We start from the raw sequence: 25,673 nt of genomic DNA, 5'->3' as shown, positions 1-25,673 counted from the left end.
ACCGAGACGCCTCCTTGACCGGCCGGAATCTAAGCGCATAGATTCCGAGGTCGAGCGATCCGGTGAAGCCCGGCGGTTCGGCTGCCACGCGTCAGACCCCCACCCGCCCTCGGAAGGACCCAGATGCACGTCACCCGTCGTAGGACGCGGCTGGCCGCCGCCATCGGCATCGCCACCGCGGCGACCGCCGTCGTCACCCTCGCCACCGTCCCCGCCCAGGCCGCGGCGGGCTGCCGGGTGACCTACCAGGTCGGTTCCCAGTGGCCGGGCGGCTTCACCGCGAGCGTGAACGTCACCAACCTCGGCGACCCGGTCCCGAGCTGGCGGTTGACGTGGTCGTTCACCGCGGGCCAGTCGGTCACCCAGCTCTGGGGCGGCAAGGCGGCCCAGTCCGGCGCCAAGGTCTCGGTCGACAACGCGAGCTGGAACGGCTCCCTGGGCACCGGCGCGAGCGCCGGGCTCGGGTTCAACGGCTCGTGGACCGGCTCGAACCCGGCCCCCACCGACTTCGCCCTCAACGGCACCCGGTGCACCGGCGACATCACCACCACGACGACCACCACGACCACGACGACCACCACGACCACGACAACCACCACGACGACGACCACCACCACGTCCACGCCGCCCGGGGACGTCCTGGCGCGAGCGCACACCGTGGGCCGGGTCAAGGCCTCCACCAGCGCCGCGCAGTACACCTGGCCCGGCATCTACTTCGAGGGCCGCTTCCGCGGCACGGGCGTCGGGATCGTCCTCAACGACGCCAACAACGACTACGACGTCCAGGTCGACGGCGCCACCGTCGCCACCCTGGTGACCCCGGGCCGCATCACCCACCAGGTCAACGGCCTCACCAACGGCGAGCACACCGTGCGGCTGGTCAAGCGCACCGAGAGCACGTGGGCCGCGGGCGAGTTCGGCGGTTTCGTCCCCGTGGCAGGCGGCGAGATCCTGGCCAAGCCCGGCGCCCGCGCCAAGCAGATCGAGTTCATCGGCGACTCCCTGACCGCCGGCTACGGCAACACCTCCACCACCCGCGACTGCTCGGCCAACGGCGGCGTCGCCCGCAACACCAACACCGACCTCAGCTTCGGCGCCCTCACCGCCAAGCGCCTGGGTGCGGACTACCAGGTCAACGCCCACTCCGGCCGCGGCATGGTGCGCAACTACAACGGCGGCGAGGCCGGCGTCGACTTCCGCACCTCCTACGAACGCACCCTGCAGCACGTGCCCGGCGACGTGTGGCGCAACCCCGGCACGTGGCGACCGCGGCTCGTCGTGGTCGGCCTGGGCACCAACGACTTCTCCACCCCGGTCAACGCGGGCGAACCGTGGACGCCCGAGAGCCTGGTCGCCGCCTACAAGACCGCCTACCAGGGCTTCCTCGACAAGCTCCGGACGCAGTACGGCCCCGACGCGGTCATCGTGGTCAGCGCTTCGAACCTGTTCGCCCAGGCCGCCGAGCAGGTCGTCGCCGACCGCAACGCGCGCGGCGACAACAAGGTCCGCTTCTGGAACAACGACGACCCGCGACTGGACCGCCTCGGCTGCGACTGGCACTTCTCCCTCAACGACCACCGGATCCTCGCCGACCTGCTCACCGACTACATCGCCACCCTCCCGATCACCTGGTGACCGCACGGCGGTGACCGCACCGAGGACCGCCACGCCGGTCACTTGGCGCGGTCACCGCCGTGACGGCCGAGTCCGCGCAGTTCCGCCCACAGGTCGCGGCACGCGCGGACAAGGGGGATGAGGGTGCGGACGAACTTCGTGCCCGCGTCCGGCAGGCGGGTGAGGACACCGATCGCCACCGCGGCGGTTCCCGCCCATGCCAGCACGTCCGCCATAATGCGTCTCCTCCGGTCGTCCGCGTATCGGCCGTTGCCTTGAGCCGTACTGTCGCGGCTCAAGACCGGTCCCGCACTTGTCCGTGCGGGCAATGTGGTCCGCCGCGGACAACCGCCGGTTGTCCGCGGACGGGATGCGGTGCGAGGTGGGAATGCGGTCAGGTCGCCCCTGGGGTGCCCTCAAAGGCGACGACCGGGCGCGGCACGACCTGGCTCGGCACCTGCGTGGCCTGGTGGACCACTCGGAGCTGACGCTCAGGGCGATCGGCCGGCACTGCGGGTGCAGCGACACGACGGTGTCGAAGCAACTGGCGGGTGACCAGCTGCCGCCGTGGAAGTTCGTCGAGGCCGTGGTCGAGGCGTGCACGCCCGACGAGCGGCACCGGCCGGACCGCAAGCGCACGACCAGGGAGCTGTGGCAGCGCGCCGTGCACACCAGGCAGGCGGACCTGCCGCCGGCGGAGCCGGATCTGGTCGACGCCCACACGCGGTTGGTGCGCGCGCAGGCGGAGACCATCGCGACGCAGCGCCGCCTCATCGACGTCACCGACGATTTGAGCACGGCGCGCCGGCAGCTGCTGGAGAGCGTGCAGGTCGAGCACCGCTCCTCCCATGCGATCGCGGTGCTCCAGGTCGTGCTCATGCGACTGTCCGCGCTGATCTCCCACCTCACCGCCGAACGCGATCGCCACCTGGCCGAGGTCACCGGCTACCGGACCGAGATCGAACAGGTGCACCGGCGGCTGTTCAACGCCGATCGCCACCGCGGCCAGGCGAAGAGCCAGCTCGGTCAGGCCAAGCAGGAGCGGGAGCGGGCCGCGGCGTTGACCGAGCTCCTCCAGGACAAGATCGGTCGCCTGGAGAGCCGGATCCGGCAGTTGGGCATCACGACGTCCGACCCCGAGGACGACGCCGCCGTCGTCCCGCAGTCGACCCCGCTGACGGCCGACGAGATCCTGCTGGACACCGCGCTCGGGCTCGACCGGCTGCAACGCCTGCTCGACGCGCAGGGCGCGGAGCTGTCGGAGCTGGAGTCGGCGAACACCGACCCGGTCGACCCTGCACCCGAAACCTTCGACCTGGCCTCGGACGCGCGCTACCGCGTGCTGTTCACCCATTCGGCGATCGGCATCGGCATCGCCGACGTCGAGGGTCGGATCCTGGACGTGAACCTGGCGTTGCAGGACATGCTGGGGTTCAGCGTGGAGGAGATGCGGCAGTACAACATCCGCGACCTGATGCACCCGGAGGACGGCGGCAGTGCCTGGCGGCTCTACGACCGGCTCACCGCGGGCGAAGCGGGCCACAACCGGGTGGAGCAGCGGTTCCGCCGGGCCGACGGCGAGCAGGTGTGGACGCACCTGACCCTGTCGCTGATGCGTGACGACCACGGCGACCCGCAGTACCAGGTGGCGATGATCGAGGACGTCACCGACCGGCACCTGCTGCAGAACCGGTTGCGCTACCAGGCGTTGCACGACCCGCTGACCGGCCTGCCCAACCGCGCCCTGTTCCTGGAACGACTCGGCTACGTGTTCAACTGCGAGGTGCACCGGCGCGTCGGCCTGTGCTACGTGGACGTCGACGGGTTCAAGGTCATCAACGACAGCCTCGGTCACGACTTCGGCGACCAGCTGCTGGTCGAGGTGGGGCGGCGGCTGGACCACTCGGTGTCCGGCGAGGGGAAGCTGGTCGCCCGGATGGGCGGCGACGAGTTCGTCATCCTGGTCGAGAACCCGGCCGGCGTGCATACCCTCGTGGACGTCGCCGACCGGGTGCTGCGGGATTTGGAGTCGCCGATCCGGATCGGCGGGCACGAGCTGACCGTGTCGGCGTCGATCGGCATCGTGGAGCGCCCGGTGGCGGGTACCACGGCCGCGGACCTGATCCGTGACGCCGACATCACCCAGTACTGGGCCAAGGCCGACGGCAGGGCTCGGTGGGCGTTGTACGACCCGGAGCGCAACGCCAGGGAGGTCGCCCGGTTCACCCTGTCGGCGACGATGCCACTGGCGTTGGAGCGCGGCGAGTTCTACGTGGACTACCAGCCGCTGGTGCGGCTGGAGGACAGGACCGTGGTCGGTGTGGAAGCGCTGGTGCGCTGGCAGCACCCGGAGTTCGGGCGGTTGGCGCCGGACCGGTTCATCGAGCTGGCCGAGGAGACCGGCCTGGTCGTCCCGTTGGGCCGGTGGGTGCTGCGCGGGGCGTGCAAGCAGGCACGGCGGTGGTCGGACGAGTACGGTGACTCCGCGCCCTTCGTGTCGGTGAACCTGGCGGTGCGCCAGTTCCGGGATCCGGAGCTGGTCCGGGACGTCGAGCGGATCCTGGACGAGTGCGCGTTGCCGCCGCACCGCCTGCAGCTGGAGCTGACCGAGAGCGCGATCATGGGCACCGCCGACGAGCCGCTGGAGACGTTGCGGGCGCTGTCGGACGTGGGCGTGCGGATCGCGATCGACGGCTTCGGCACGGGCTACTCGAACCTGGCCTACCTCACGCAGCTGCCGGTGCACGAGCTGAAGATCGCGGGCTCGTTCATGGAAGGGCTGCGGCCGGCGGGCGAGGAGGACCCGGTGGACGCCCGGATCGTGTCCACGCTGGTGCAGCTGGCGCACGCGCTGAAGCTCGGCGTGACGGCGAAGGACATCGAGACCGCGCAGCAGGCCGAGCGGCTGCACCGGATCGGCTGCGACACCGGCCAGGGCTGGTTCTTCGCCAAGCCGAGGGGGTCTCACGAGATCGGAGACCTCCTCGGGCGGCCTCTCACGCCGTGAGCCGCCCACACGGGTCCCCGGTCGGTGCGCTGGTCGTCCACAGGTCTCGGCAGCTGCGTTCGCGCTGGTAGTCGCCACGTCGGTGTGCTCATGCCCGGTGCGGCGACCATGCATAGACTTCGCGGGTGACCGCGCAGACGCTGCCCTACGAACCCGACGACGACCACGCCGCCGACCGCTTCATCAACCTCGCGCTGCGCAGCCGGGACGCCGAGACGTGGCGGCTGCTGGCTTCCGACGCCTACGTCGAGCAGACCGACCGGGTGCTGCGGGCGATGCTCGACCGGATCACGGTGGCCCGCACGCACCAGAGCGCCGAACGCGCCACCGCGCGTGCGCGTGCGGCCGCCGGGGAGATCAGCCAGGTCGAGTTCCAGCGTGACGCGGCCGAGGAGGCCGCCAAGGCCACGAAGACCGCCCACTTCGAGACGTTGGTGCGCGAGCACCACCGGCTGATCGCGCCCGCGGCGCGCCGGCTGCGCGGCGACGACGTCCGCGACGAGCTGATGGACCTGGTGCTCGCCCTGGGCTCCGCCATCGACGCCCACCGCGCCGCCGTGCTCGCCGAGCTCCCCGACGGGGCCGAGCCCACCGCGACCGACCAGGCGTTGTGGGCGCGGCTGACCACGCTCGATGTGCCGGGCACGCCCGGTGGCGGGCACAGCCCGTTGGCGGAGCTGGTCCAGCGCCGCACGGCGAGGCAGGACGACTTCGGGCGCGTGCTGGCCGGGATCATCCTGGACGTGGCGGGCGACGCGCCCTCGATCCCGCGCGCCGCCCTGCTGACCCCGTGGAAGAAGGCGGTCACGTCGACCCTGCCGTCCGAGGAGAAGAACGAGTTCGCGGCCAAGGGCAAGGGCTCGCTGGTGACCGAGAAGCTCCGCAAGGCCCTGGGCCACCTGGAGCGGAAGGGCCTGGTCAAGCGCTCCGGGTCGCCGGACGAGCAGCGACTGGACGTGCTCGACCGGTCCGGTCTGGAGGAAGTGGCCGGCGGGCTGGCGCCGTAGCCACCACGGCTGCCGGGCCTGTTGCCATTCCGGCAACAGGATTTGCCGGTTCATCGCCCTGTGGGTCCGGCTGGGTCGCACCCGGCGGCACGCTGTTGATCGTCGGTCACCTCCACACCCCCGGCAGCGGGCACCACCCGCCCGCCGGGGCGTCGGCCACCGCCGAGGTCGTCACGGCGCGGCTGGACGCGACCGCTGGGGAGGTCGCCACGGCGCAGGGGTGCGACCGGACGCTCGCCGGCCGCGCGGTTCCCCTCCACGACGCGTCGTGCGCGCCACCCGACGCCGCTAGTCGCGGTCGTCGGCCGCGGTCGGGGGGACGCCCCGTGGCGCGGTGGGCGGCGGCACCGACTTCACCGAGGCGGCCGCCGCCACGACGCCGAGCACGGCCAGCAGCACGAACACCGCCGGGTAGCCGCCGAGTGCGCCCGCGAACGCGGTGGCCGCCCAGGGCGCGATCGCCGCGGTGACGGCCATGGGTGCGTTGAGCACTCCGCTGAGCCGGCCGTAGTGGGCGGCGCTCCAGCGGTCGGTGACGGCGGTGGCCTGGACGAGGGTGAAGACACCGCGCGCGGTGCCCGCGAGGACGGCCGCCGCGACGAGGAGGACGGCCGGGCCGGGGATCAGTCCCAACAGGAGCGTCGTGGCCGACGCGGTGAGCAGCACGACCACGGTCCTGGTGCGCACGCCGGCGATCGCGACGAACCTGGTGTAACCGAGGCGTCCCAGGACCTGGCCGACGCCGCCGAGCCCGAGTGCCCAGGCCGCGGTGGTGGTGGACAGGCCGCGTTCGGCCAGCAGCGGCACGAGTGCGACCACGACCGCGTACACCGCGAAGGCGCCCAGGCTCAGTGCGACGACCAGCACGACGAACGGTCTGCTGCGCGCGATCGCGTCCGGTGCGTGGGTGGTCTCGTGCTCGTGCGGTGGCCACGGCCGGCGAAGGCCGAACACGTGCGCGGGGACCGTGACCACGGCCAGCACGGCGGCGAGCACGAGGTAGGTCGCGCGCCAGTCCAGGTGCTCGGCCAGACCCGCGGTCAGCGGCGCGAACACCGTGCTCGCCAGGCCGCCGGCCAGGGTCAGCACGGTGAGGGCGCCGACCCGGCGTTCGCCGTACCAGCGGGTCAGGGCGGCGAACGCGGGCTGGTACAGCACCGCCGCCATGGCCGTGCCGATCACCGCCCACGCCAGGATGAAGACTGCCAACGACCGCGCGGTGGCCATGCCGACGACCGCGAGCGCCGCCACGACGGACCCGACCGCCATCACCAGCCTGGGCCCGCGCCGGTCGAGCACCCGGCCCAGCGGCACGCCGACGGCGGCCGAGACGAGTTGGGCCAGGGAGAACCCGGCGGTGATGGCGGGCAGCGACCAGCCGGTGCTCGCGCTGATCGACGGCGCGAGCACCGGGAAGGCGTAGAAGAGGATGCCCCAGCCGGTGATCTGGCTCAGGCAGAGCACCACCAGGACACGGCGCAGCCCGGCACGCCCCTCGATCGTGCCGGGCTGCCGGACGTCAGGCGCGCGCACTCGGAGCCGTCAGCGCCAACTCCGCCACCGGCGGGGCGCCGCAGCAACCGCCCGCGGCCGCCGGCTCGACGTCGAACACCCCGGACCCGCCGCACACGCCGGTCTCCGGCAACGTCAGTTCGACCTTGGCCGCGGCCTCGTGGTCGCCCGCGATCTCGGCGACGACGCTGCGCGCCTGCTCGTAGCCGGTCATCGCCAGGAACGTCGGCGCGCGCCCGTAGCTCTTCATGCCCACAAGGTAGACGTCGGGTTCCGGCTGGCGGAGCTCGTTCGCGCCGTGCGGGTAGACGGTGCCGCACGAGTGCACGTTCGGGTCGATCAGCGGCGCGAGCTTGGTCGGCGCCTGCAACACCGGGTCCAGGTCGAGGCGGATCTCCGACAGCCACGAGTGGTCCGGCCGGAACCCGGTCAGCACCACGACCTCGTCCACCGGGTCCAGCCGGTGCCCGTCCTGCGAGACCAGGACCAGCCGGTCGCCGTCGCGCCCGACCTCGGCGGTGCGGAAGCCGGTGACCACCTCGACGTGCCCGGCCTGCGCGGCGGCCCGCGCCTTCAGCCCCAGCCGACCGCGGGCGGGCAGCTGGTCGGCCTCGCCGCCGCCGAAGACGTTGCCGACCGCGCCGCGGCGCAGCAGCCACGTCACGTGCGTGCCGGGGTGCTCGGCCGCCAGGTCGGTCAGCGCGATCAGGGCGGTGAGCGCGGAGTGCCCGCTGCCCGCCACCGCGACCCGCTTGCCCGCGTACCGCTCGACCTCGTGGTCCAGGTCGGGCACGTGGTAGGTGATCCGGTCGGCCGCGGCGCGCTCCCCGATCGCCGGCAGTCCGTCACCACCCAGCGGGTTGGGTGAACCCCAGGTGCCCGACGCGTCGACCACGGCCCGTGCGGTGATGCGCTCCTCGCCGTCGGCGGTCCGGACGTGCACGGTCAGCGGCTCGGTGTCGCGACCCGCGTCGACGACCCGGTCGCGGCCGCGGCGGGCCACGCCGACCACGCGGGCGTTCACCCGGACGTGCTCGTCCAGCGCCTCGGCCAGCGGCACCAGGTACCGCGACGCCCACTCGGCGCCGGTCGGGTAGGCCTGGCCGTCCGGCGCGGTCCAGCCGGTCGGCTCCAGCAACCGCCGCGCGGCCGGGTCGACGAGCTCGGACCACTGCGAGAACAGCCGCACGTGGTGCCACCGCGCCACCGCCGCACCCGCCTGCGGGCCCGCTTCCAGCACCAACGGCCGCAAGCCGCGTTCGAGCAACTGCGCCGCCGCGGCCAGCCCGACCGGCCCCGCACCCACCACGACCACTGGAAGCTCAGTCACGAGCTACCCCTTTCATCGGCTCTCTTCGATCGAACAGGGGGAAATGTATCGAGTGCGGTCGATTAATGCAACCATCGAGCGCGGTCGATAGACTGGGGTCATGACGACGACGCTGCCCGCGGTCGGGCTCGCACCCGAGGACGCCTCGACCTACGCCGAGTGGTTCGCCTGCCTGGCCGACCCGACCCGGGTGCGCCTGCTGCACACCGTCGCCACCCACCCCGGCGAGATGACCGTGGGCGCGCTGACCGAGGCCGTCGGCGTCAGCCAGTCCACCTGCTCGCACCACCTGCGCAAGCTCGCCGACGTGGGCTTCGTCCGGCTGCGCAAGGAGGGCACCGCGACCCTGGTGTCGGTCAACCCGGCGTGCTGCACGGGCCTGCCGCACGCCGCGGACGCCGTCATGGGCACCATCGTGACGCGGCCGTGCTGCCCGACCGACCTGCCCACCGACGTCACCGTGCGCGCCCTGACCGACGACGACTGGGCCGACGTGCGCCGCATCTACGCCGAGGGCATCGCCACCGGCAACGCGACGTTCGAGACCGAGACCCCGAGCCGCCGCACGCTGGAGGCCAAGTGGCTGCCCGACCACCGCTGGGTCGCCGTCGTCGACGGCCGGGTCGCGGGCTGGGCCGCCGCCACCGGGGTCTCGACCCGCGAGTGCTACTCCGGCGTCGCCGAGACCTCCGTCTACGTCGGCGAGGGCTTCCGCGGTCGCGGCGTCGGCAAGTCCCTGCTCCACCGGCAGGTCACCGCGGCCGACGAGGGTGGGCTGTGGACGTTGCAGACCGCGATCTTCCCCGAGAACCGGCCGAGCATCGCCCTGCACCACGCCGCCGGCTACCGCACCGTGGGCGTCCGCGAGCGCATCGCCCGGCACCACGGCGTGTGGCGCGACACCGTGATGCTCGAACGCCGCACCCCGACCTGCTGAGACCGGTCGTGTCAGGGGCGTGACAGGGCCGTGGCGGACCGGGCGGTGATGGTTGGCACCATCACGAGAGGAAGTCCGATGACCCACACGGTTCCCGTACCGCACGGCCTGCCCATGGATCGCGATGCCGGCCCCTTCGACCCGCCCCGGGCGATCACCCGGCTCCGCGACGCCCGACCGGTCAGCCCCCTGGTCTTCCCCGACGGACACGAGGGCTGGCTCGTCACCGGCTACGACGAGGTCCGCCAGGTCATGTCCGACACCCGGTTCAGCTCCCGCCGGGACGTCGACGTCGTCCACGTGCCCTACGAGACGCCCGGCATCCCCGCCGCCACCGAACCGTCACCGCAGGTGCCTGGCCTGTTCATCAGCATGGACCCGCCGGACCACACGCGGCTGCGGCGCAAGCTCACCGGAGCCTTCACCGTCAAGCGCATGAAGACGCTGGAAGCGCAGATCACCGACACCGTCGAGCGGCAGCTGGACAGGATGGCGGAGCTGACCCCGCCCGTCGACCTGGTCGAGGAGTTCGCGCTGCCGGTGCCGTCCCTGGTGATCTGCGAGCTGCTCGGCGTGCCCTACGCGGACCGGGAGACGTTCCAGGTCAACTCCGCCAAGTTCCTGGAGAAGGACGTCGCGCTCGACGAGAAGATGGCCGCGTACGGCGCGATGACGGCGTACCTGGCCGAACTGGTCACGGGCAAGCGCGCCGCACCCGGCGAGGACCTGCTGTCCGACCTGGCCCGCCAGGACGACCTCGCCATCGACGAGCTGGTCGGCATCGCCTTCCTGCTGCTGCTCGCGGGCCACGAGACCACCGCGAACATGTTGGCGCTGGGCACGTTCGCGCTCCTGGAGCACCCCGAGCAGCTGGCCGGACTGCGCGCCGACCCCGACCTGCTCCCCGGCGCGGTCGAGGAGCTGATGCGGTACCTCTGCGTCGCCGACATCTTCTACCGCTACGCCACGGAGGACGTCGAGGTCGGCGGTGAGACGATCGGCAAGGGATCGACGGTCGTCGTCTCGTTGCTGGCCGCCAACCGCGATCCCCGGCGCTTCGACCGCCCCGACGCCCTGGACGTGCGCCGCCAGGCGCGCGGCCACCTGTCCTTCGGTCACGGCGTCCACCAGTGCCTCGGCCAGCAACTGGCCCGCATCGAGATGCGCGCCGGCTTCGAAGGGCTGCTGCGTCGCTTCCCGACCCTGGAGCTGGCCGTCCCGGCCGGCGAGGTGGAGGTCAAGTCGGACATGAACATCTACGGCGTCCACGCCCTGCCGGTCACCTGGACGGACCCGGCCCGGTAGTCACGCGGCGAGCGTGACCGCGACCAGCTCGGACCAGCTCGTCCCCGTCCCCTCCCGGACCGCCTCGGCGAACCGCGCGTCGCCGAGGCGGTTCCGCGCGGCCCGCTCGATCCGGGCCACGTCCGGTTGGGAGCGGTCCTGCAACCCGCGCACGCCGGCGCTCGCCGCGAGCAGCCGCGCGGCCTGCGCGTGCTCGTCCCGGCGCAGCGCCAGGTCCGCGACCCCGACCAGCACCTGCGCGATCAACGGGGCGTGCCCCGCCTCGGCCGCGGCCTCGCAAGCCGCCACGCGGTGCGCACGGGCCTCGCCGAGGTCGTCGGTCAGGTAGCCGAGCAGGTCGTGCGTCACCCCGCGGATGTTCGCCTGTCGAGCCTCGTCCCCCAGCTCGGTCGTCATGACGCAGAGCTGCCGGCGTGCCTCCTCGGTGTCGCCGCGCCACCGGGCGAGCTCCGCCTTCGACAGTGCCAGCGACGTCAGCGTGCCCGGCCAGGTGACCCGCTCCGCGTGGCGCTGAGCCTCGGCGGCGGCGGCCGAGGCGGCCTCCTCGTCACCGAGCAGCCAGTACAGCTGCGCCTGTCGCGACCGCAGCGTGATCACGTCGTCCACGGCGCCGATCTCGATGATGACCGCGATCGCCTGCTCGTAGTACTCGCACGCACCGGCGAACTCGCCGCGCATGGCGATCCGGTCCGCCAGCTCGCACAGGGCGAAGGAGATCCCGAACCGCTCGCCGAGCGCCCGGAACTCCCCGAGGGCCGTCTCCAGGTAGGCGTCCACCTCCCGCCCACCCTGGCCCAGCAGCATCCGCATCTTGCCGATGTGCAGCCGGGCCAGTGCGCGCACCCAGGGGTCCTCGTCGCCCAACAACAGCTCCCACGCGGGCACGACCTCGTCCGGGTCCGGCGCGCGCAACAGTCGTTCCAGCGGGGCGACCAGCCTCAGCGCCGGGTGGGCGCTGCGGACCCGCGTGCTGATGTCGTAGGTCCTGAGGATCCACTCGGCCGCCAGGTGCTCGTCACCCGGCCCGGAGTTGACGAACATCGAGATCAGGCCGTACACGATGGCTCGGATCTCGTCGGGCACCTCACCGGGCGTGCCGGCGGCCGCGGTGATCAGCTCCATGCCCTCGGTCTTGTGCCCGCTGAGCCACCAGTACCAGCCGGCGCCCGCCGCGAGCCGCATCGCCGCGTGCGCCTCGCCGGCCGCGAGCGCGCCGCGCATCGCGGAACCGATGTTGTCGTGCTCGCCGTGGAGCGTGGCGAGCCAGGCCAGCTGCTCGCCTCGGCGCAGGCGCGGCTCCGCGGTCTCGGCCAGCTCGGTGAAGTACGTGAGGTGCGCGCGGCGGGCCAGGTCCGATTCGCCCGCCTCGGCGAGCCGCTGCCCCGCGTACTCCTTGATCGTGCCGGTCATCCGGTAGCGCGGTGCGCCGTCGCCCTCGGCGCGCAGCAGCGACTTCTCGGCCAGCGCGGTGAGCAGTTCGAGCACCTGCTCCTGCTCGACCGCGTCACCGACGCAGACCCGCTCGGCCGCCTCCAGACCCGCCCCGCCGGAGAACACCGACAGCCTGCGCAGGACCACCCGCTCGGCGTCGGTGAGCAGCTCCCAGCTCCAGTCGACCACCGCGCGCAGCGTCCGGTGCCGCGGCAACGCGGTCCGGCTGCCCCCGGTCAGCAGGCGGAACCGGTCGTCGAGCCGGTTGGCCAGCTGCTCGACGGACATCGTGCGCAACCTGGCCGCGGCCAGTTCGATCGCCAGCGGCATCCCGTCCAGCGCACGGCAGACGCGCGCCATCGTCGCCACCGTGTCGGCGTCGAGCGTGAGGTCCTTGCGCACGGCGGCGGCCCGGTCCCGGAGCAACCGGACGGCGGGGGAGGACTCGACCTCGTCGGTACCGGCGCCCTCCGGGGGCAGGGCCAGCGGCTCGACCGGCCACAGCGCCTCACCGGTGATGCCGAGCGGCTCCCTGCTGGTCGCCAGGATGCGCAGCCGGCGGCACTCGCCGAGCACGCGATGGGCGAACGTCGCCGCCGACTCGATCACGTGCTCGCAGTTGTCCAGGATGAGCAGCGCTTCGCGGTCGCGGATGGCGGCGATGAGCCGGTCCGTCAGCTCCGCGTGCGGCGCCCCGCCGAGCAGTGCGTCCCGCAGGCCGAGCCCGGCGAGCGTCGACTGTGCGATCTTGTTCTCGCCCCCATGCTCGGCAGGCCCGCCGGCAGTGTTGTTCCCACCCCTCTGCCCTTCGGGCCCACCCGCAGTGTCGTTCCCACCCCTCGTGTGCCCCTCCGCGCCGATGGTGGCGAGTTCCACCAGCCAGGCGCCGTCCGGCAGGTCGCCGAGCAGCGTGCGCGCGGTTTCGGTGGCGAGCCTGGTCTTGCCCGAACCACCCGGCCCGATCACGGTGGTGAGCCGGTGCTCGGCGACCAGTTCGCGGACCGCGGCGACGTCGGCCTCCTTGCCGACGAAGCTGGTCAGCTCGGCCCGCAGGTTGGTCTTCCGGTTGTCCTCCCGCCGGCCGAGCTCGCCCCGCAGCAGCGCCACGTGCACCGCGGCCAGCTCCGGCGACGGGTCGACGCCGAGCGAGTCGGCCAACGCCTCCCTCGTGCGCTGGTAGACGAGCAGCGCCTCGGTGTCGCGGCCGGTCGCGACGAGGGCGCGCATCAGGGCGGCGACGAGCCGTTCCCGCACCGGGTGCGCGGCCACCAGGTCGGTCAGCTCCGTGACCAGCTCCGCGCCGTGGCCGAGGTCGACCTCGGCGTCGAACCGGTCCTCCATGGCGGTCAGGCGCAGCCCTTCGAGCCGGGTGACCGCCGCGTCGAACGCCGCGCTCTCCGGCAACCCGACGTCCTGCATGGCCGCACCGCGCCACAGCGCCAAGGCCTCGCGCAGCGGCCCGACCCGCCGCGGGTCGTCGTCACGGCGGGCGCGCGCGACGAGGCGTTCGAACCGCACGGCGTCGACGGCGTCGGGTTCCACCCGCAACCGGTAACCGTCGGTCTGCCCCTCGACCACCCCGTCCGGCAGCACCTTCCGCAGCCGGGAGACCAAGCGGTGCAAGGCGTTCGTCGCGTCGGACGGCGGGCGCTCGCCCCAGATCCAGTCGACGAGCGTCGCCTTCGGGACCACGCGACCCGGGTCGAGCGCGAGGGCGATCAACAGCCCACGCAACCGGGCGCCCGGCACGTCGGCGAGGACGCCCTCATCGGTGCTCACCACGAACGGTCCAAGCATCCCGATCTGCACCCAGCCGATTCTGTCACGGGCGATCGGCGGCCCCTTCGCAGCGCTCGGCCGCCCGCCGGTCACCGGCCACGGCACGGCGTGGTGTGATCGCGATCGTGCACCTTGATCTCATCACCGTCGTGGTCGCCGAGTACGACCCGGCGATCAGCTTCTTCACCGAGGTCCTGGGCTTCGAGCTGGTGGAGGACTCACCGTCGCTCACCAACGACGGCCGGCCGAAGCGGTGGGTCGTCGTCCGGCCGCCCGGCGGCGGGACGGGGATCCTGCTCGCCCGCGCCGACGGTCCGCGGCAGGAGGCTGTCGTGGGCGACCAGGTCGCCGGCCGCGTCGGGTTCTTCCTGCGCGTCGACGACTTCGACGCCGTCTACGACCGGATGATTTCAGCAGGTGTTGAATTCGTGACCCCGCCCAGGCCGGAGCCCTACGGGCGGGTCGCGGTGTTCCTGGACATCGCCGGCAATCGGTGGGACCTGCTCGGTCCGGCCTGACGCCGACGGCCCGGAAAAGGCACGAGGGCCACCCCCGGAGCGGGAGTGGCCCTCGTGCGACCGAACGTCCTAGAGCTCGGCCCTCGGCGGGAAGTCGTTGATCGCGTCAGCGAGGAACTGCGCGATCCGGTCGTGGTAGGCGCCGTTCGCCACGCCGCCCGTCAGGTACTCCGGAGCGACCTTCCCGGGATCGGCCCCGCTGCGGACGGCCGCGTCGAAGTCCACGACGTAGTCGGCGCCGTAGTCCGCGAAGTGGGCCATCATGTCGCTGTTGAGCTGCCTGCGCTGCACCTCGCGGGGATCGGCCCCGTCGAGCCCCAACGGCGGCACCGTGGTCAGGATGACGTGCACCGGCGTGCCGTCCGGCCGGAGTTGCCGCTTCATCCCCGTCGGGCTGCCCGCCTTGATCAGCAGCTCCAGGCCCGCCCGCGCCTCGGCGGCTGTCCCGCCGCGCAGGACGGTGTTCGCACCCGCCGCCAGCAGCACCGTGCGCACACCGGGCGCGCTGAGCACCGAGCGGTCGACCTCCAGCTTGATGTTGCCCGCGCCGACGGACCCGGTGTTCGGGAACGCGTTCCAGTCCTTCTGCCAGAACGACCACTGGGCGTCGAGCGGCGCCAGCGCCCGCTGGTGCACGCGGACGTCCGCGATCGCGCCGTTGAGGTACTCGGCCGGCTGCCCGTTCGACTTCCGGCGGCCGATGGTGAGCGGGCCGTTGCCGGGGAAGACGGTCACGTTGCTCGCGGCCACCTGGTGCACCCCGTCCACGTACAACCGGGTCGTCCGCGTCGTGGCGTCGTAGGTGCCCACCAGGTGCGTCCACCTGCCGATCTCCGCCAACGTGCTCGACGACGTCAGCGTCGGCGCGACGACGGTCGAGTCCGACCGCACCACCGTGAACGACCAGCGGCGGTGCGGCTGGTAGTACTGCAGCGCGAAGGAGCTGACCGAGCCGCCGTCCTGGGCCACCGCGGTGTAGGACCTGCTCAGGTCGTTGACCTTCACCCAGGCGGAGACGCTGAAGCTCCGGCCGGTGTCCAGGACCTTCGAAGCCGTCTGGAAGTGCCCGGTGGAGCCGTCGAGGACCGCGGACCCGTTGTGGTCGGTGCTCCACGTGACGCCGCCGGCCGCCGTGGCGTTGGCACCGCCCGTGAAGTCGCGCGCGGTGGTGCCGCTGCCGTCGGTCATCCTCCAGCGCCCGGTGTCCGGGATGCCCGCCCGGCTCGCGTTGATCAGGCCGCCGGGCAGGGTGCCCCCGGACGCGGCGAGCTTGCCGGGCAGGTTGTCCACCCACGTGTTGCGCTGCGCCGGACCGGGAGGGGCCTGCGCCGTCAGCTGGTCGCCGAGCACCACGACGGTGCCGTGGCCCGGATCCGCGGTCGACACGTCCACCGCGGACACGTAGTAGCTGCCGTTCAACGTCGTGGTGAACGGAGCGCCGTCGACGTTGCCCACGACGTTGCCGGACGCGAGGTACGTCGGCGCGTTCGCCTCGCCGTGCACCGGCGCCTGCGGCACCGCCGTCGGCAGGTGCAGGCTGACCACGAGGTTGCCGCCGGTCGGCATCGCGACCGGGTCGCTGTACACCTCGCCACCGGCCGGGATGGTCACCGAGGCGGCGCCGCCGAACTTCAGCGGCACCGGCGTGCCGGTGGTCGTCGCGCCGGTGCCCGACTGCGCCGCCACGGTCGCCGCGTCGATGGTCGCCGGGGTGCTGCTGACCGTGTTCGCGAACTTCACCCGCACCTGGGCGCCGGTGACGGTGGGCTTGAGCACGGTGCGCAGGGTCCGGTCGGCGAACCCGTTCGGCACGACCACGGCGTTGTCGGCCGGCGCGGCCCACGCGCCGACCCAGCCCGCGCCCACCGGCCGGGGAGCCATCGCGAAGACGTGCAGCGCCGGAGCCGGGTCACAGGTGCCGGCCAGGAAGCCGGTCCCGTAGTTCGGCAGCGTGATGGACTTGACCGTCTTGGTCGGGTCGGCCGGCACGAACACCGGGTAGAGCACCGGGTGGTAGTTGGTCTGCTTGGACAGGCCCGCGTTGCGGTACGGCAGCTTGATGCCGATCGGGTCGTCGGGCAGCCAGGTCCACTCGGCGGCCTCCGGGAACAGCGGGTTCGACGTGGTGCCGTCGGTGTAGGTGATCGTGCCGGTGCGCGGCAGCGTCTTGCCGCACGTGCTGGTGACGATCAGGCCGACCGCGTTCGCCTTCACCTGCTGCTCGGCCGGGAACGGGATCGTCTGCCCGATCGCCACCACGTTGTCGTTACCTGCCGCGTTCGCCGCGGGCATGGTGAACGTCGCGCCGCTGATCGTCACCTTGTTGCCCGGCGCGAGCCCCGCCGCGGCCAGCGTCTGCGCGGACAGGCTCGCGCCGAAGTAGTCCAGCACCGCCGTCGTCGTGCCGTCCGAGCTGATGCCCTTGTTGTTCATCGCGTCGGCGAAGCTCGCCGTGGTGACGTTGTTGACCGGGATGAGGGTGAGGTAGTCGATCCCGATCCGGTAGCGGATGTCGGTGCTGTTCGGGTTCGTGCCCGTGGTCGTGAACGTCACCACGTGCTCGCCCGCGGTCAGGTGCACCCCGCCGAGCGGTGCGAATCCGGCGGTGAAGGTGTCGCTGTAGCCGTCGACCGAGGTGGTGCCGAGCGGGCTCCCGTCCACGCCGACCGACCACGTGCCGTAGCTGGGGGACTTCGCGAAGCCCGCGCCGATCGCGTAGTCCGCCTCGATCGGCGTCGTGACCTTGAGGCTGAACGACTGGCCGACGCCGTCACCGTCGAAGTACAGGTAGCTGTTGCTCTTCACCGGCATGTTGCAGCAGCCGCCCCAGCGCACGAGCGGCTTGTCGGTCGAGACCTCCGGCAGCACCTCCGCGTCGAGCTTCACCGTCGGCGACAGGTGCAGGTAGTCCAGGCCCGCCAGGAACATCGTCGCGGTCGAATCCCACTTCATGTTCAGCTTCACGCCCAGGACGTGCTGCCCGGCGGACAGCCGCATGCCGGCCAGCGGCAGGTCGTACGTCCGGGTCGTGGTCTGGGTGCCACCCGAGTAGTAGCCGGCCAGTTCGCGACCGTCGAGGGTGAACCGCACCTGGTCGGGCATGTTCTTGTTCGACACCATCCCCGCGGTGAGGTCGTAGTCCCCGGTCGCCGGCACGGTGAAGGCGATCTTCCCGGTGGCGCCGTCGGTGTTCGCGACCAGCTTCAGGTACTTGCCGCCGGACACGAGCGGGTCGTCGGCGGGCGTCGCGCTGAGCTGGCCGCTGCCGATGCCGCTGAGCGCGAGGGTCTCGCCCTCGATGCGCTGGGTCGGCGCGGGCGTGACGTAGCTCGGCGCCACGTAGAACGCGTACGCCTGCGATTCCGGCGAGAGCTTGTGCGCGTCGTCGAAGCTGCGCACGTGCAGCGTGTGGTAGCCCGGGCTCAGCGTCGGCGGCACGGTGATGGTGCCCCGGCCGCCCGCGGCGGTGACCCACCCGCCGTCGGTGCCGAACGTCCTGTCGTAGGCGCAGTCCGAGTTCGTGGGCGCGACCTGGGTGCCGGAACCGTTGAAGGAGTAGGTGAACCCGGCCAGGTTCGAGGTGCCGAGCGCCGTGAAGGTGAACGTACCCGGCTGGTTCTGCGGCTTGCCCCAGTACCCCTGCGGGTAGTCGCCGCTGGTGATCGTGGGCACCTGCGTGATCGGCACGCTGCGCGTGGTGAACCTCAGCCACGGCGACCAGACGCCCGCCCACAGGTTCTTGGTGCCGTCACCGGGGAAGATGTTGTGCGCGGTGACCTTGAAGTCGTAGGTGCCGTTGCCCAGGTCGACGTCGCTCTGCCAGCTGCCGAGGCTGCCGGACGCGATCTCCGGCGGGGTGGTGGTCTTCGCCTTGTTGGCGGTGTGCGCGGTGTCCCAGATCTCGGTGTACAGCGCGAGGTTCATCGGCGAGGCGTTGTTGTCCGTCGCCCGCGAGTACAGCGTCGGGAAGGCGTCCGGCGTGATGAGGCCGTTGCCGCAGTCGAACGCGTTGCCCACCGACAGGTCGTACGGGGCGTTGGGCGGGAAGGAGAACGTCACTTCGAGGCGCGGGTTGTTGCCGAACTTCTTCCACTGGAACTTGTTGCCCTCGTCCGGTGCGAGCAGGCCCATGTGCAGGTCGCCCGCGTTGACGTCGATGACCTCCTGCGCGCTCCGGCCGACGTTGAACACCACGTCGCGCGCGCCACCGCACTGGTCGCCCGCGTTGGACGACTTCGAGTCGATGGCGTGGCCGTTCGGTCCGGGCCAGCGGGTGTTGGAGTAGAAGGGTGCGACCTGGTAGACGGTGGTCGACTCGGCGGTGCAGCTGGTGCCGTGCGTCTGCAGCGCGACCATCCAAGCGCTCCACAGGGTGGCCTTGCGGCCGTTGCGCGACTGCAGGTCCGGGGTCACGAACTTGAAGAACGAACGCGCGACCCAGTTGCCGTCGCACCCGGTCCAGTTGCCGCAGTTGCCGACCTGGGCGTCCATGGTCGCGTTGTAGTACTGCCAGTCCTCGTCGGTGACTTCGAGCCACGACTCCTTGTTGCGCGACATCACCGGGTCGATGTACAGCGGGTACCGGACGTCGGGGCCGGTCAGCGCCTTCGGGTCCGGGACGACCGTCAGCTCGACCGAGGCCGGGCCGTCGACCTCGCGGGTCGACAGCTCCAGCGCGGACAGCTTGCCGCTGCCCGGTTCGGTCGCGCTCGGCGCGGGCCCGACCTTGTCGTCACGGGTGGAGTCCCACATGACGGGCGTCGACCCGGAGAACACCGGGTTGCCGTGGCTGTCCTTGGCGCTCAGGCTCTTGCTGGACCGGTCGAGGGCGACGCCCTTGCCGACCGCGGTGAACTTCAGCGCCCTCAGCGCGGGGTCGGCCGCGGCCTTGGCGTCCTTGACGACGAGGACCTGCGAATACCCGATGGTGCCCGCGGTGACCCGCAGGTCGACACCGGGGAGCACGTCCGGGTAGGTGGCCGTGCTGCCGTCGAGCACCGGCTCGGGCAGCGGCGTCGGCCAGGCCAGCGACAGCGACTTGTCGGCCTCGGTCATGGTGACCATCGGCGTGGACCCGCCGCCTGAGAAGACCACGTCGATCGCGGCGGCCACCGGGGCGAGGCCGCCGTCCGGGCGCTTGGTCAACGTGGTGTCGACGTCGCGCCACGCGCCGTTCTGCTTGACCCGCACCGGTTGCGGGTGCGAGTGCAGCGTGAACGTGCCGTCCGGGTTGGCCAGGACGGTGGAGGTCTCGGTGGTCTTCTCGGCCACCTCGACCGCCTTGCCGGAGCTCTTCGCCGCTTCGAGGGCGTTGACCTCCGTCGGCGTGGGCGCCGGGGTGCTCGCGTCGGGCGCGGTGGCCGGTGGTGGCGCGGGTGTGGGCTCGGACGCGGTGGCGACGGGCGGAGCGAGAGCCGCTCCGAGCGTGATCGCGGTCCCCGTGACGAGCAGCGTCAGCGCTCGTCTGAATCCGGGCACGCGGACGGAAGGTCTATGGCGCACGGTGTGTTTCCCTCGGCTCGACTGGCCACGATGGACGGCGCGGGCACCTTAGCTCCTCCGGCCTGTGACTCACCAGGTACTTCCACCGGGCGGCACCCGTGGCTTACTGTGCCTTCAGTCGGGGCTGTCGGGTCCCACTCGTTCCGGGGGGAAGACATGTTCTGCGGGGCTTCTTCCCGCGCGCGTGGAGGAGTCTCGGCCAGTCCGCCCGCGGCGGCCGGTGCGTCGGTCGCGCCCGACATGCGGCCGAACCGCGATCTGTCTACAGTGGATGGATCCGCGATCTCTGCGAACCGCCGGTCGTCGTGGTTCGGCCAGGGCTTCGACCACGCGCCCGGCCGCACCGAACGCTGCCACCGGACGAGCGGGTGGGCGAGAACGTGCTCCCGCCCACCCGAGGCGCGGTGCGTCAGCCGTTGTGCTCGCTGACGACGTCGACGACCCAGACGACGCCGAAGCGGTCCCGCAGCATCCCGTAGGCGGGAGCCCAGCCTGCCGGGCCCATCGGGATGACGACGGTCGCACCGTCGGAGAGCGCCTCCCAGTACCCGGTGACCTCGTCGACGGTCTCGCCGCGCAGGGAGACGAAGAACGAGTTCTCACCCGGGTCGTGCGCCAGCCGCGACGGCACGTCGTAGGCCATGACGTGGAAGCCGTTCCCGGCGAGCACCTGACCCCACATCACCCTGTCGGCATCGGCGTCCTCCTGCACGTTCCCGGCGTCGGAGTACGTGACGACGGCGAGGTGGCCGCCGAACACCGATCGGTAGAACTCCAGTGCCGCGTGCGCGTCGCCGCGGAAGTTCAGGTGGGTCGTGGTCGTGACGGACAAGATCGCTCCCTGATTCGTGCCGGCTGCCTGCTGCCTGCTGTGGGCCAACGGTCGCAGGGGAAGCGGCCAGGGTGTGTCCTCTACTTCGGGCAGGATGGGACCATGCCGAAAACCTCAGCGCGACTGCTGTCGCTGCTGTCGCTGTTGCAGGCGCGCCGGGACTGGCCGGGGGCGTTGCTGGCCGAACGGCTGGAGGTCAGCCCGCGCACGGTGCGCCGCGACGTCGACCGCCTGCGCGAGCTCGGCTACCCCATCGAGGCCGTGAAGGGCCCGGACGGGGGCTACCGGCTCGGCGCGGGCACCCAACTGCCGCCGCTGCTGTTCGACGACGACCAGGCCGTCGCCCTGGCCGTGGCACTCCGGATCGCCACCACCGGCGCCGGCATCGGGGAAGCCGCGGCACGGGCGCTGACCACCGTCCGCCAGGTCATGCCCGCGCGGTTGCGCCACCGCGTCGACACCCTCCAGGTGACCGCCGTCGAACGTCCCGCCGCACCGCCGTTCGACAGCGGCGTGCTGCTCGCGATCAGCGGAGCCGTCCACGCCCGCGAAGTGCTGCGCTTCGACTACGCCGCCACCCCGGAGGAGGTCGACCCCGTCGCGACGCCACCGCGCCGGGTGGAGCCGCACCACGTCGTGACCCGGGGCGGTCGGTGGTACCTCGTCGCCTGGGACCTCGACCGCGACGACTGGCGCACGTTCCGCGTCGACCGGATCACGCCGCGCACGCCCACCGGCCCCCGCTTCACCCCGCGTGCACTGCCGGGAGGCGACGTGGCCGGCTTCGTCGCCGCCAGGTTCTCCGGCTCCGACGACTCCGGCGGTCGGCCGTGCCGCGGCGAGGTGGTCCTCGACCTGCCCGCCGCCGAGGTGGCGCCGTACGCCCACGACGGGGTGGTCGAGCCGCTCGGCCCGGACCGCTGCCGGCTCACCTCGGGATCGTGGTCGTGGGCCGGCCTGGCCACCGCCATCGGCAGGTTCGACGCCGACATCGAGGTCGTGGGGCCGACCGAGCTCAAGGACGCCTTCGCCCGCCTGGCCCACCGCTACGCCAAGGCGGCGGCACCACACCCGGGACCGGACGGGTGACGGGACCGGTGCTCAGGTGCTGTCGCCGCGCACCAGCTCGGTGGGCAGCAGTAGGCCCGGTCGGCCGTCGTGGCCGTGCTCGACCTGGCGCAGGCAGCGGGCGATCAGGTGCTCGGAGACGAGCTCGACCGGGATGCGGGCGGTGGTCAGGGTGGGTTCGCTCATCAGGCCGACGGCACCGCCGTCGAAGCCGGTGATCGCGACGTCGACGCCCACCCGCAGGCCGAGGGCCTGGGCGACGTGCACGACGACCGCGCCGACCGCGTCACTGCCGGTCACGATCGCGGTCGGCGGGTTCCGGTCGCCGAGCAGCCGCCGAGCGCGGCGTCGGATGCCCTGGTCGGAGCCCTGGAAGACGGACGCCTTGGGCGCCCGGATGCCGTGCTCGGCCAGGCCCTGCGTGAAGCCCTCCCGGCGCTCGACCTTCCAGTACTGGTCGCCGTCGGCGCCGAGGTAGGCGAACCGGACGTGGCCGTCGGCCACGAGCAGGTCGATCACCGCCCGCATCCCGGCGACGTTGTCCACGTCCACCCAGTGCTGCGGCAGGTCCGGTGCGAGGCGGCCGAAGCAGGCGAACGGGATGCCGTTGTCGGCCAGGAAGCGGGCCCGCGGGTCGTCCACGCCGGACTCCGACAGGACGAACGCGTCCACGGCGTGTCGTGCGACGAGGTCCTCGAACACCGCCAGCGGGTCGTCGTGGCGGTGGGTGAACACCAGGACCTGGTGGTCGACCTCGGCGGCGGACTTCACCAGGGACTGGAGGAAGTGGAGCGTGAAGCCCTGCGCGAGGTCGAGCTGCTCGCCGAAGATGTGGTAGCCGATCTGCCTGGTGCGCCGCGACCGAAGGCTCTGCGCGGCGCGGTCGGGCTGGTAACCCAGCGACAGCATGGCCGCCGCCACCTTCTCGCGGGTCGGCTCCGAGTAGTACTCGGAGCGTCCGTTGAGGACGTTGGACACGGTCTGGCGCGACACGCCGGCGGCGGCGGCCACGTCGACGATGCCGACGCGCCGCCTCCGCCGCTTCGAGCCGTTCTCCGGGTCCTCGCCTCCTGCGCGCATCCGCACATGATCCACCATCGCGGTGGGGCGTGGTGCGGCCTACGCGCGAGCCCACCGCTGGTTGGGCTGCCCGTTGCAAGTCCACAGGAGCAACGCCGTGCCGTTGGCCGTGCCCGCCCGGTCGGCGTCGAGGCAGAGCCCGGCGTGGACGTTGCGGATCGAGCCGTCGGCGGCGAACGTCCACCGCTGGTTGGCCTGACCGTTGCACGTCCACGTGATGACCCGCGTGCCGTTGGTGGTGCCCTGGTTGTCGGCGTCGAGGCACATGTTCCCGAACACCCGGACCTCACCGCCCGCCCAGCTGGTCCAGAGCTGGTTCGCCGCCGTGTGGCAGTCCCAGAGCAGCGTGGCGGCCCCGGCCGCGGTGGAGGCGTTGTCGACGTCCACGCACCGCCCGGACGCGGCGCCCCGCAGCCTGCCGGTGGTGGTGGCCAGGGCGCTGCCGCCGCTGACGCGGTACACCGCGACACCGTGCGCCGGCACGGTCGCGGAGATGGTGCCGGCGGACGAGCCGGTGGCGCCGGTCCACAGGTCGGTCAGGGTGAACGAGCTCCCGGACAGCCCGACCTGCGCGGCCGTGGTGGAGACGGTCGTGCTGCCACCCCCGCGGTTGAACAGGCCGACCGCGACCGACCCGTCGCCCAGCGGCTTGGCGAACACCTCGGTGTTGCCGTCGTCGCGCACCCGGCGGCCACCCGCGCCGAGCGGGTCCTGGTTCACCGCGATCAGCCGCGGGTTGCGCAGGATCGCGCTGACGTCGGTCGACATCGAGCGGATGTCGTTGCCCGCCATCAGCGGCGCGGCCATCAGGGCCCACAGCGCGAAGTGCGCCCGCGACTCGGTGAGGCTGAGCCCGGGACGGCCGACGACGAGCATGTCCGGGTCGTTCCAGTGCCCGGGACCGGCCTGGGCGGCCAGCGGCGCAGTCACGTCCACGACGTTGCCCACACCCATGGGGTAGCTGTTGGTGTTGCCGTTCTGCCAGATGTCGAGCAGGTCCTCGGTGGTCCGCCAGAGGTCGGCGACCTCGCCCCAGTTGTACTTGTCGCCGGTGATGGCGTGCAGGCTGTTGGGGTTGATGCTGTACACGATCGGCCGACCCGTGGCGCGGAGCGCGTCGCGCATGGTGGTGAACCGGGCGATCTGCTGGTCGCGGGTGCCCTCGGGCGAGCACCAGTCGTACTTGAGGTAGTCCACACCCCAGGAGGCGAACGTGCGGGCGTCCTGCGCCTCCCGGCCGCCGCTGCCGGTCGAGCCGGGGTAGTTGCCGACCCGCTGGGCGCAGGTGCGGTCGGTCGGGGCCATGTAGATGCCGAACTTCAGGCCGCGGCCGTGGATGTAGTCGCCCAGCGCCTTCATGCCGGCGGGGAACCTGGTCGGGTGGGCGCGCAGGTTGCCCTGCGCGTCGCGCTGCGGGTCGAACCAGCAGTCGTCCACCACGACGTACCGGTAGCCGGCCGCGGCCATGCCGGAGCCGACCATCGCGTCCGCCGCCTGGCGGATCACCGTCTCGTTGATGTTGCAGCCGAAGGTGTTCCACGAGTTCCAGCCCAGCGGTGGGGTGACCGCCGGGCTACCGGGCGCGGCCTGTGCCGCCGGGTGGTCCGGTGCGGCGAACAGCACCGCCGCGGCGGCGACCGCCGCCATCACCACATGGCTCAATCTCCTGGGCAAGCCGGCAGGCGCCATTGCCTCTCCTTGAACGTTCCACGTAACGCGGGCTCGGGTCGGCGGCGTACTGCTAGCGGTGCTGTGAACGCTAACATCGGACGAGCACGCCGATCAACGGCTGTTCGCTGGAACGTTCAACGCGGCCGGCCGGAGGACCGGGGTGCCGGCGGGAGCACCCCGGTCCGCGCCGTCCTAGCGCAGGGAGGCCGCGAGGCCGATGCCCTGTTCCCGCAGTGCCCTGGCGACCACCTCGGCGATGCGGGCGGCGCCGGCCGCCTCGAAGTGGGTGTGGTCGTTGCAGAAGAACGCGCCGACCGCGCCTTCGCCGTAGTTGCCGTTGTTGGGGCACAGGCGCAGCGAGTTGTAGAGGTTGACGCTGCGCTGGTGCAGGTCGATGACCGGCACCTGGTCGGCTTGGCCCTGGGCGATCGTCTCGTTCACGAAGCCGCGGTTGCCGACGGCGGTGGAGCCGGAGCAGCGGATGGCCGCGACGGGGGTGACGTAGACGGGCTTGACCCCTCGGGCCTTGGCTTCGCGCGCCATCGTGGCGAGGAGTTGGCGGTAGCGCGAGGTGCCGACGTGGCGCGGGCAGTTGCGGTCGCCGTCGTTGATGCCGAACTGGATGACGAGCCAGTCACCGGCCTTCATGCCGTTGGTCGAGGAGAGCATCCCGGCCCAGCGGGAGGCGTAGGTGCGCGGGCTGACCACGCACTCGCCGGTGGAGTCCTTGGTGCTCTTGACGTTCGACTCGTACAGCCAGGTCTGGATGCTGCGGCCGCCCACGGCGTTGTTGACGACGGTGACGTCGTCGTTGAAGAGCCGGTCGAACTCCCGGCCCCAGCCGACCGGGCACGTGCTGTTGCCGTTGGCCATGGTCGAGTCGCCGGCCAGCCACACCTTGAACGGTGCGGCGGCGACCCCCGGACCGGCGGCCTGCTCGGCGGCGCAGCGGGCGGGAGCGGGCGCGGCGTGCGCCGGTGTCACCAGGGTCGCCGTCGCGGCGCAGACGGCCATCACGACCGCCAGGACCCTGCTCCGTGAAGAAATCCTCATCGATCCTCCATGTCGTTTCGGTGGAAT

The 25,673-nt window shown here is 72.2% G+C and carries 16 protein-coding genes; 7 read left to right on the top strand and 9 right to left on the bottom strand.

All coding sequences use genetic code 11. The features are described from left to right. Positions 1 to 123: 123 nt before the first annotated feature. Entirely contained in the window at positions 124 to 1,635 is a 1,512-nt protein-coding gene (locus AB0K14_RS09730; protein ID WP_360464183.1) for a cellulose binding domain-containing protein, read from the top strand. Between the two features lie 38 nt (positions 1,636 to 1,673). Here the strand turns inward: AB0K14_RS09730 and AB0K14_RS09725 are convergent, their stop codons facing one another. Next, entirely contained in the window at positions 1,674 to 1,850 is a 177-nt protein-coding gene (locus AB0K14_RS09725) for a hypothetical protein (RefSeq protein WP_360464186.1), read from the bottom strand. Positions 1,851 to 2,002: 152 nt separating this feature from the next. On the opposite strand from AB0K14_RS09725, the gene AB0K14_RS09720 reads away from it, so the two are divergent. Beyond that, entirely contained in the window at positions 2,003 to 4,621 is a 2,619-nt protein-coding gene (locus AB0K14_RS09720; RefSeq protein WP_364337801.1) for an EAL domain-containing protein, read from the top strand. A gap of 125 nt (positions 4,622 to 4,746) precedes the next feature. Then, positions 4,747 to 5,628: a hypothetical protein gene (locus AB0K14_RS09715; RefSeq protein ID WP_360459827.1), complete on the top strand. Its 882-nt coding sequence runs from the start codon at positions 4,747 to 4,749 to the stop codon at positions 5,626 to 5,628. 288 nt (positions 5,629 to 5,916) lie between these two features. On the opposite strand, the gene AB0K14_RS09710 is transcribed toward AB0K14_RS09715, so the two are convergent. Both AB0K14_RS09710 and AB0K14_RS09705 read right to left on the bottom strand, forming a co-directional pair. Continuing rightward, a complete protein-coding gene (locus AB0K14_RS09710) occupies positions 5,917 to 7,161 on the bottom strand; it encodes an MFS transporter (protein WP_360459825.1) in 1,245 nt (414 codons plus the stop codon). Continuing rightward, positions 7,148 to 8,470, bottom strand: coding sequence for an FAD-dependent oxidoreductase (locus tag AB0K14_RS09705; RefSeq protein ID WP_360459823.1), 1,323 nt, complete (start codon positions 8,468 to 8,470; stop codon positions 7,148 to 7,150). The genes AB0K14_RS09710 and AB0K14_RS09705 overlap by 14 nt, the downstream gene beginning before the upstream one ends. A gap of 100 nt (positions 8,471 to 8,570) precedes the next feature. Here AB0K14_RS09705 and AB0K14_RS09700 point away from each other — a divergent pair, with 100 nt between their 5' ends. After that, positions 8,571 to 9,407, top strand: a complete 837-nt coding sequence (locus AB0K14_RS09700; protein WP_360459821.1) for a metalloregulator ArsR/SmtB family transcription factor — start codon at positions 8,571 to 8,573, stop codon at positions 9,405 to 9,407. 78 nt (positions 9,408 to 9,485) lie between these two features. Further along, the gene (locus tag AB0K14_RS09695) at positions 9,486 to 10,712 is read left to right on the top strand and encodes a cytochrome P450 (RefSeq protein ID WP_360459819.1); all 1,227 of its coding nucleotides are present in this window, start codon (positions 9,486 to 9,488) and stop codon (positions 10,710 to 10,712) included. Here the strand turns inward: AB0K14_RS09695 and AB0K14_RS09690 are convergent, their stop codons facing one another. After that, on the bottom strand, positions 10,713 to 13,952 hold the full coding sequence (locus AB0K14_RS09690) for a BTAD domain-containing putative transcriptional regulator (RefSeq protein WP_360459817.1): 3,240 nt from the start codon (positions 13,950 to 13,952) through the stop codon (positions 10,713 to 10,715). A gap of 92 nt (positions 13,953 to 14,044) precedes the next feature. Between AB0K14_RS09690 and AB0K14_RS09685 the strand changes: the two genes are divergently transcribed. Continuing rightward, the gene (locus AB0K14_RS09685; protein ID WP_360459833.1) at positions 14,045 to 14,440 is read left to right on the top strand and encodes a VOC family protein; all 396 of its coding nucleotides are present in this window, start codon (positions 14,045 to 14,047) and stop codon (positions 14,438 to 14,440) included. 69 nt (positions 14,441 to 14,509) lie between these two features. On the opposite strand, the gene AB0K14_RS09680 is transcribed toward AB0K14_RS09685, so the two are convergent. After that, the gene (locus tag AB0K14_RS09680) at positions 14,510 to 19,918 is read right to left on the bottom strand and encodes a LamG-like jellyroll fold domain-containing protein (RefSeq protein ID WP_360459815.1); all 5,409 of its coding nucleotides are present in this window, start codon (positions 19,916 to 19,918) and stop codon (positions 14,510 to 14,512) included. 433 nt (positions 19,919 to 20,351) lie between these two features. Then, positions 20,352 to 20,774, bottom strand: coding sequence for a VOC family protein (locus AB0K14_RS09675; protein WP_360459813.1), 423 nt, complete (start codon positions 20,772 to 20,774; stop codon positions 20,352 to 20,354). 102 nt (positions 20,775 to 20,876) lie between these two features. Between AB0K14_RS09675 and AB0K14_RS09670 the strand changes: the two genes are divergently transcribed. Beyond that, complete coding sequence (locus tag AB0K14_RS09670; protein ID WP_360459811.1) at positions 20,877 to 21,863, top strand: WYL domain-containing protein; 987 nt, start codon at positions 20,877 to 20,879, stop codon at positions 21,861 to 21,863. 12 nt (positions 21,864 to 21,875) lie between these two features. Here the strand turns inward: AB0K14_RS09670 and AB0K14_RS09665 are convergent, their stop codons facing one another. The 3 genes from AB0K14_RS09665 to AB0K14_RS09655 form a co-directional block, all read right to left on the bottom strand. Continuing rightward, positions 21,876 to 22,922 (bottom strand): LacI family DNA-binding transcriptional regulator, encoded by a 1,047-nt coding sequence (locus AB0K14_RS09665; RefSeq protein WP_360459809.1) that lies wholly within the window; start codon positions 22,920 to 22,922, stop codon positions 21,876 to 21,878. A gap of 39 nt (positions 22,923 to 22,961) precedes the next feature. Then, positions 22,962 to 24,611 carry a ricin-type beta-trefoil lectin domain protein gene (locus AB0K14_RS09660; protein ID WP_360459807.1) on the bottom strand — a complete coding sequence of 550 codons (1,650 nt, stop codon included), beginning with the start codon at positions 24,609 to 24,611 and terminating at the stop codon, positions 22,962 to 22,964. Between the two features lie 174 nt (positions 24,612 to 24,785). After that, a complete protein-coding gene (locus tag AB0K14_RS09655; RefSeq protein ID WP_360459805.1) occupies positions 24,786 to 25,646 on the bottom strand; it encodes an SGNH/GDSL hydrolase family protein in 861 nt (286 codons plus the stop codon). Positions 25,647 to 25,673: the final 27 nt, after the last annotated feature.

This window comes from Actinosynnema sp. NPDC050801 (assembly GCF_040673975.1).
Lineage (GTDB): Bacteria > Actinomycetota > Actinomycetes > Mycobacteriales > Pseudonocardiaceae > Actinosynnema.
The sequence above is the reverse complement of the archived record's forward strand: the minus strand, read 5'-3'. Positions and strand labels throughout refer to the sequence as shown.

Bases quoted from the DNA above. Each gene is read 5' to 3' on its own strand.
- AB0K14_RS09730 (WP_360464183.1), top strand. From the start codon at position 124: ATGCACGTCACCCGTCGTAGGACGCGGCTGGCCGCCGCCATCGGCATC.
- AB0K14_RS09725 (WP_360464186.1), bottom strand. From the start codon at position 1,850: ATGGCGGACGTGCTGGCATGGGCGGGAACCGCCGCGGTGGCGATCGGT.
- AB0K14_RS09720 (WP_364337801.1), top strand. From the start codon at position 2,003: ATGCGGTCAGGTCGCCCCTGGGGTGCCCTCAAAGGCGACGACCGGGCG.
- AB0K14_RS09700 (WP_360459821.1), top strand. From the start codon at position 8,571: ATGACGACGACGCTGCCCGCGGTCGGGCTCGCACCCGAGGACGCCTCG.
- AB0K14_RS09695 (WP_360459819.1), top strand. From the start codon at position 9,486: ATGACCCACACGGTTCCCGTACCGCACGGCCTGCCCATGGATCGCGAT.
- AB0K14_RS09670 (WP_360459811.1), top strand. From the start codon at position 20,877: ATGCCGAAAACCTCAGCGCGACTGCTGTCGCTGCTGTCGCTGTTGCAG.
- AB0K14_RS09665 (WP_360459809.1), bottom strand. From the start codon at position 22,922: ATGCGCGCAGGAGGCGAGGACCCGGAGAACGGCTCGAAGCGGCGGAGG.
- AB0K14_RS09660 (WP_360459807.1), bottom strand. From the start codon at position 24,611: ATGGCGCCTGCCGGCTTGCCCAGGAGATTGAGCCATGTGGTGATGGCG.
- AB0K14_RS09655 (WP_360459805.1), bottom strand. From the start codon at position 25,646: ATGAGGATTTCTTCACGGAGCAGGGTCCTGGCGGTCGTGATGGCCGTC.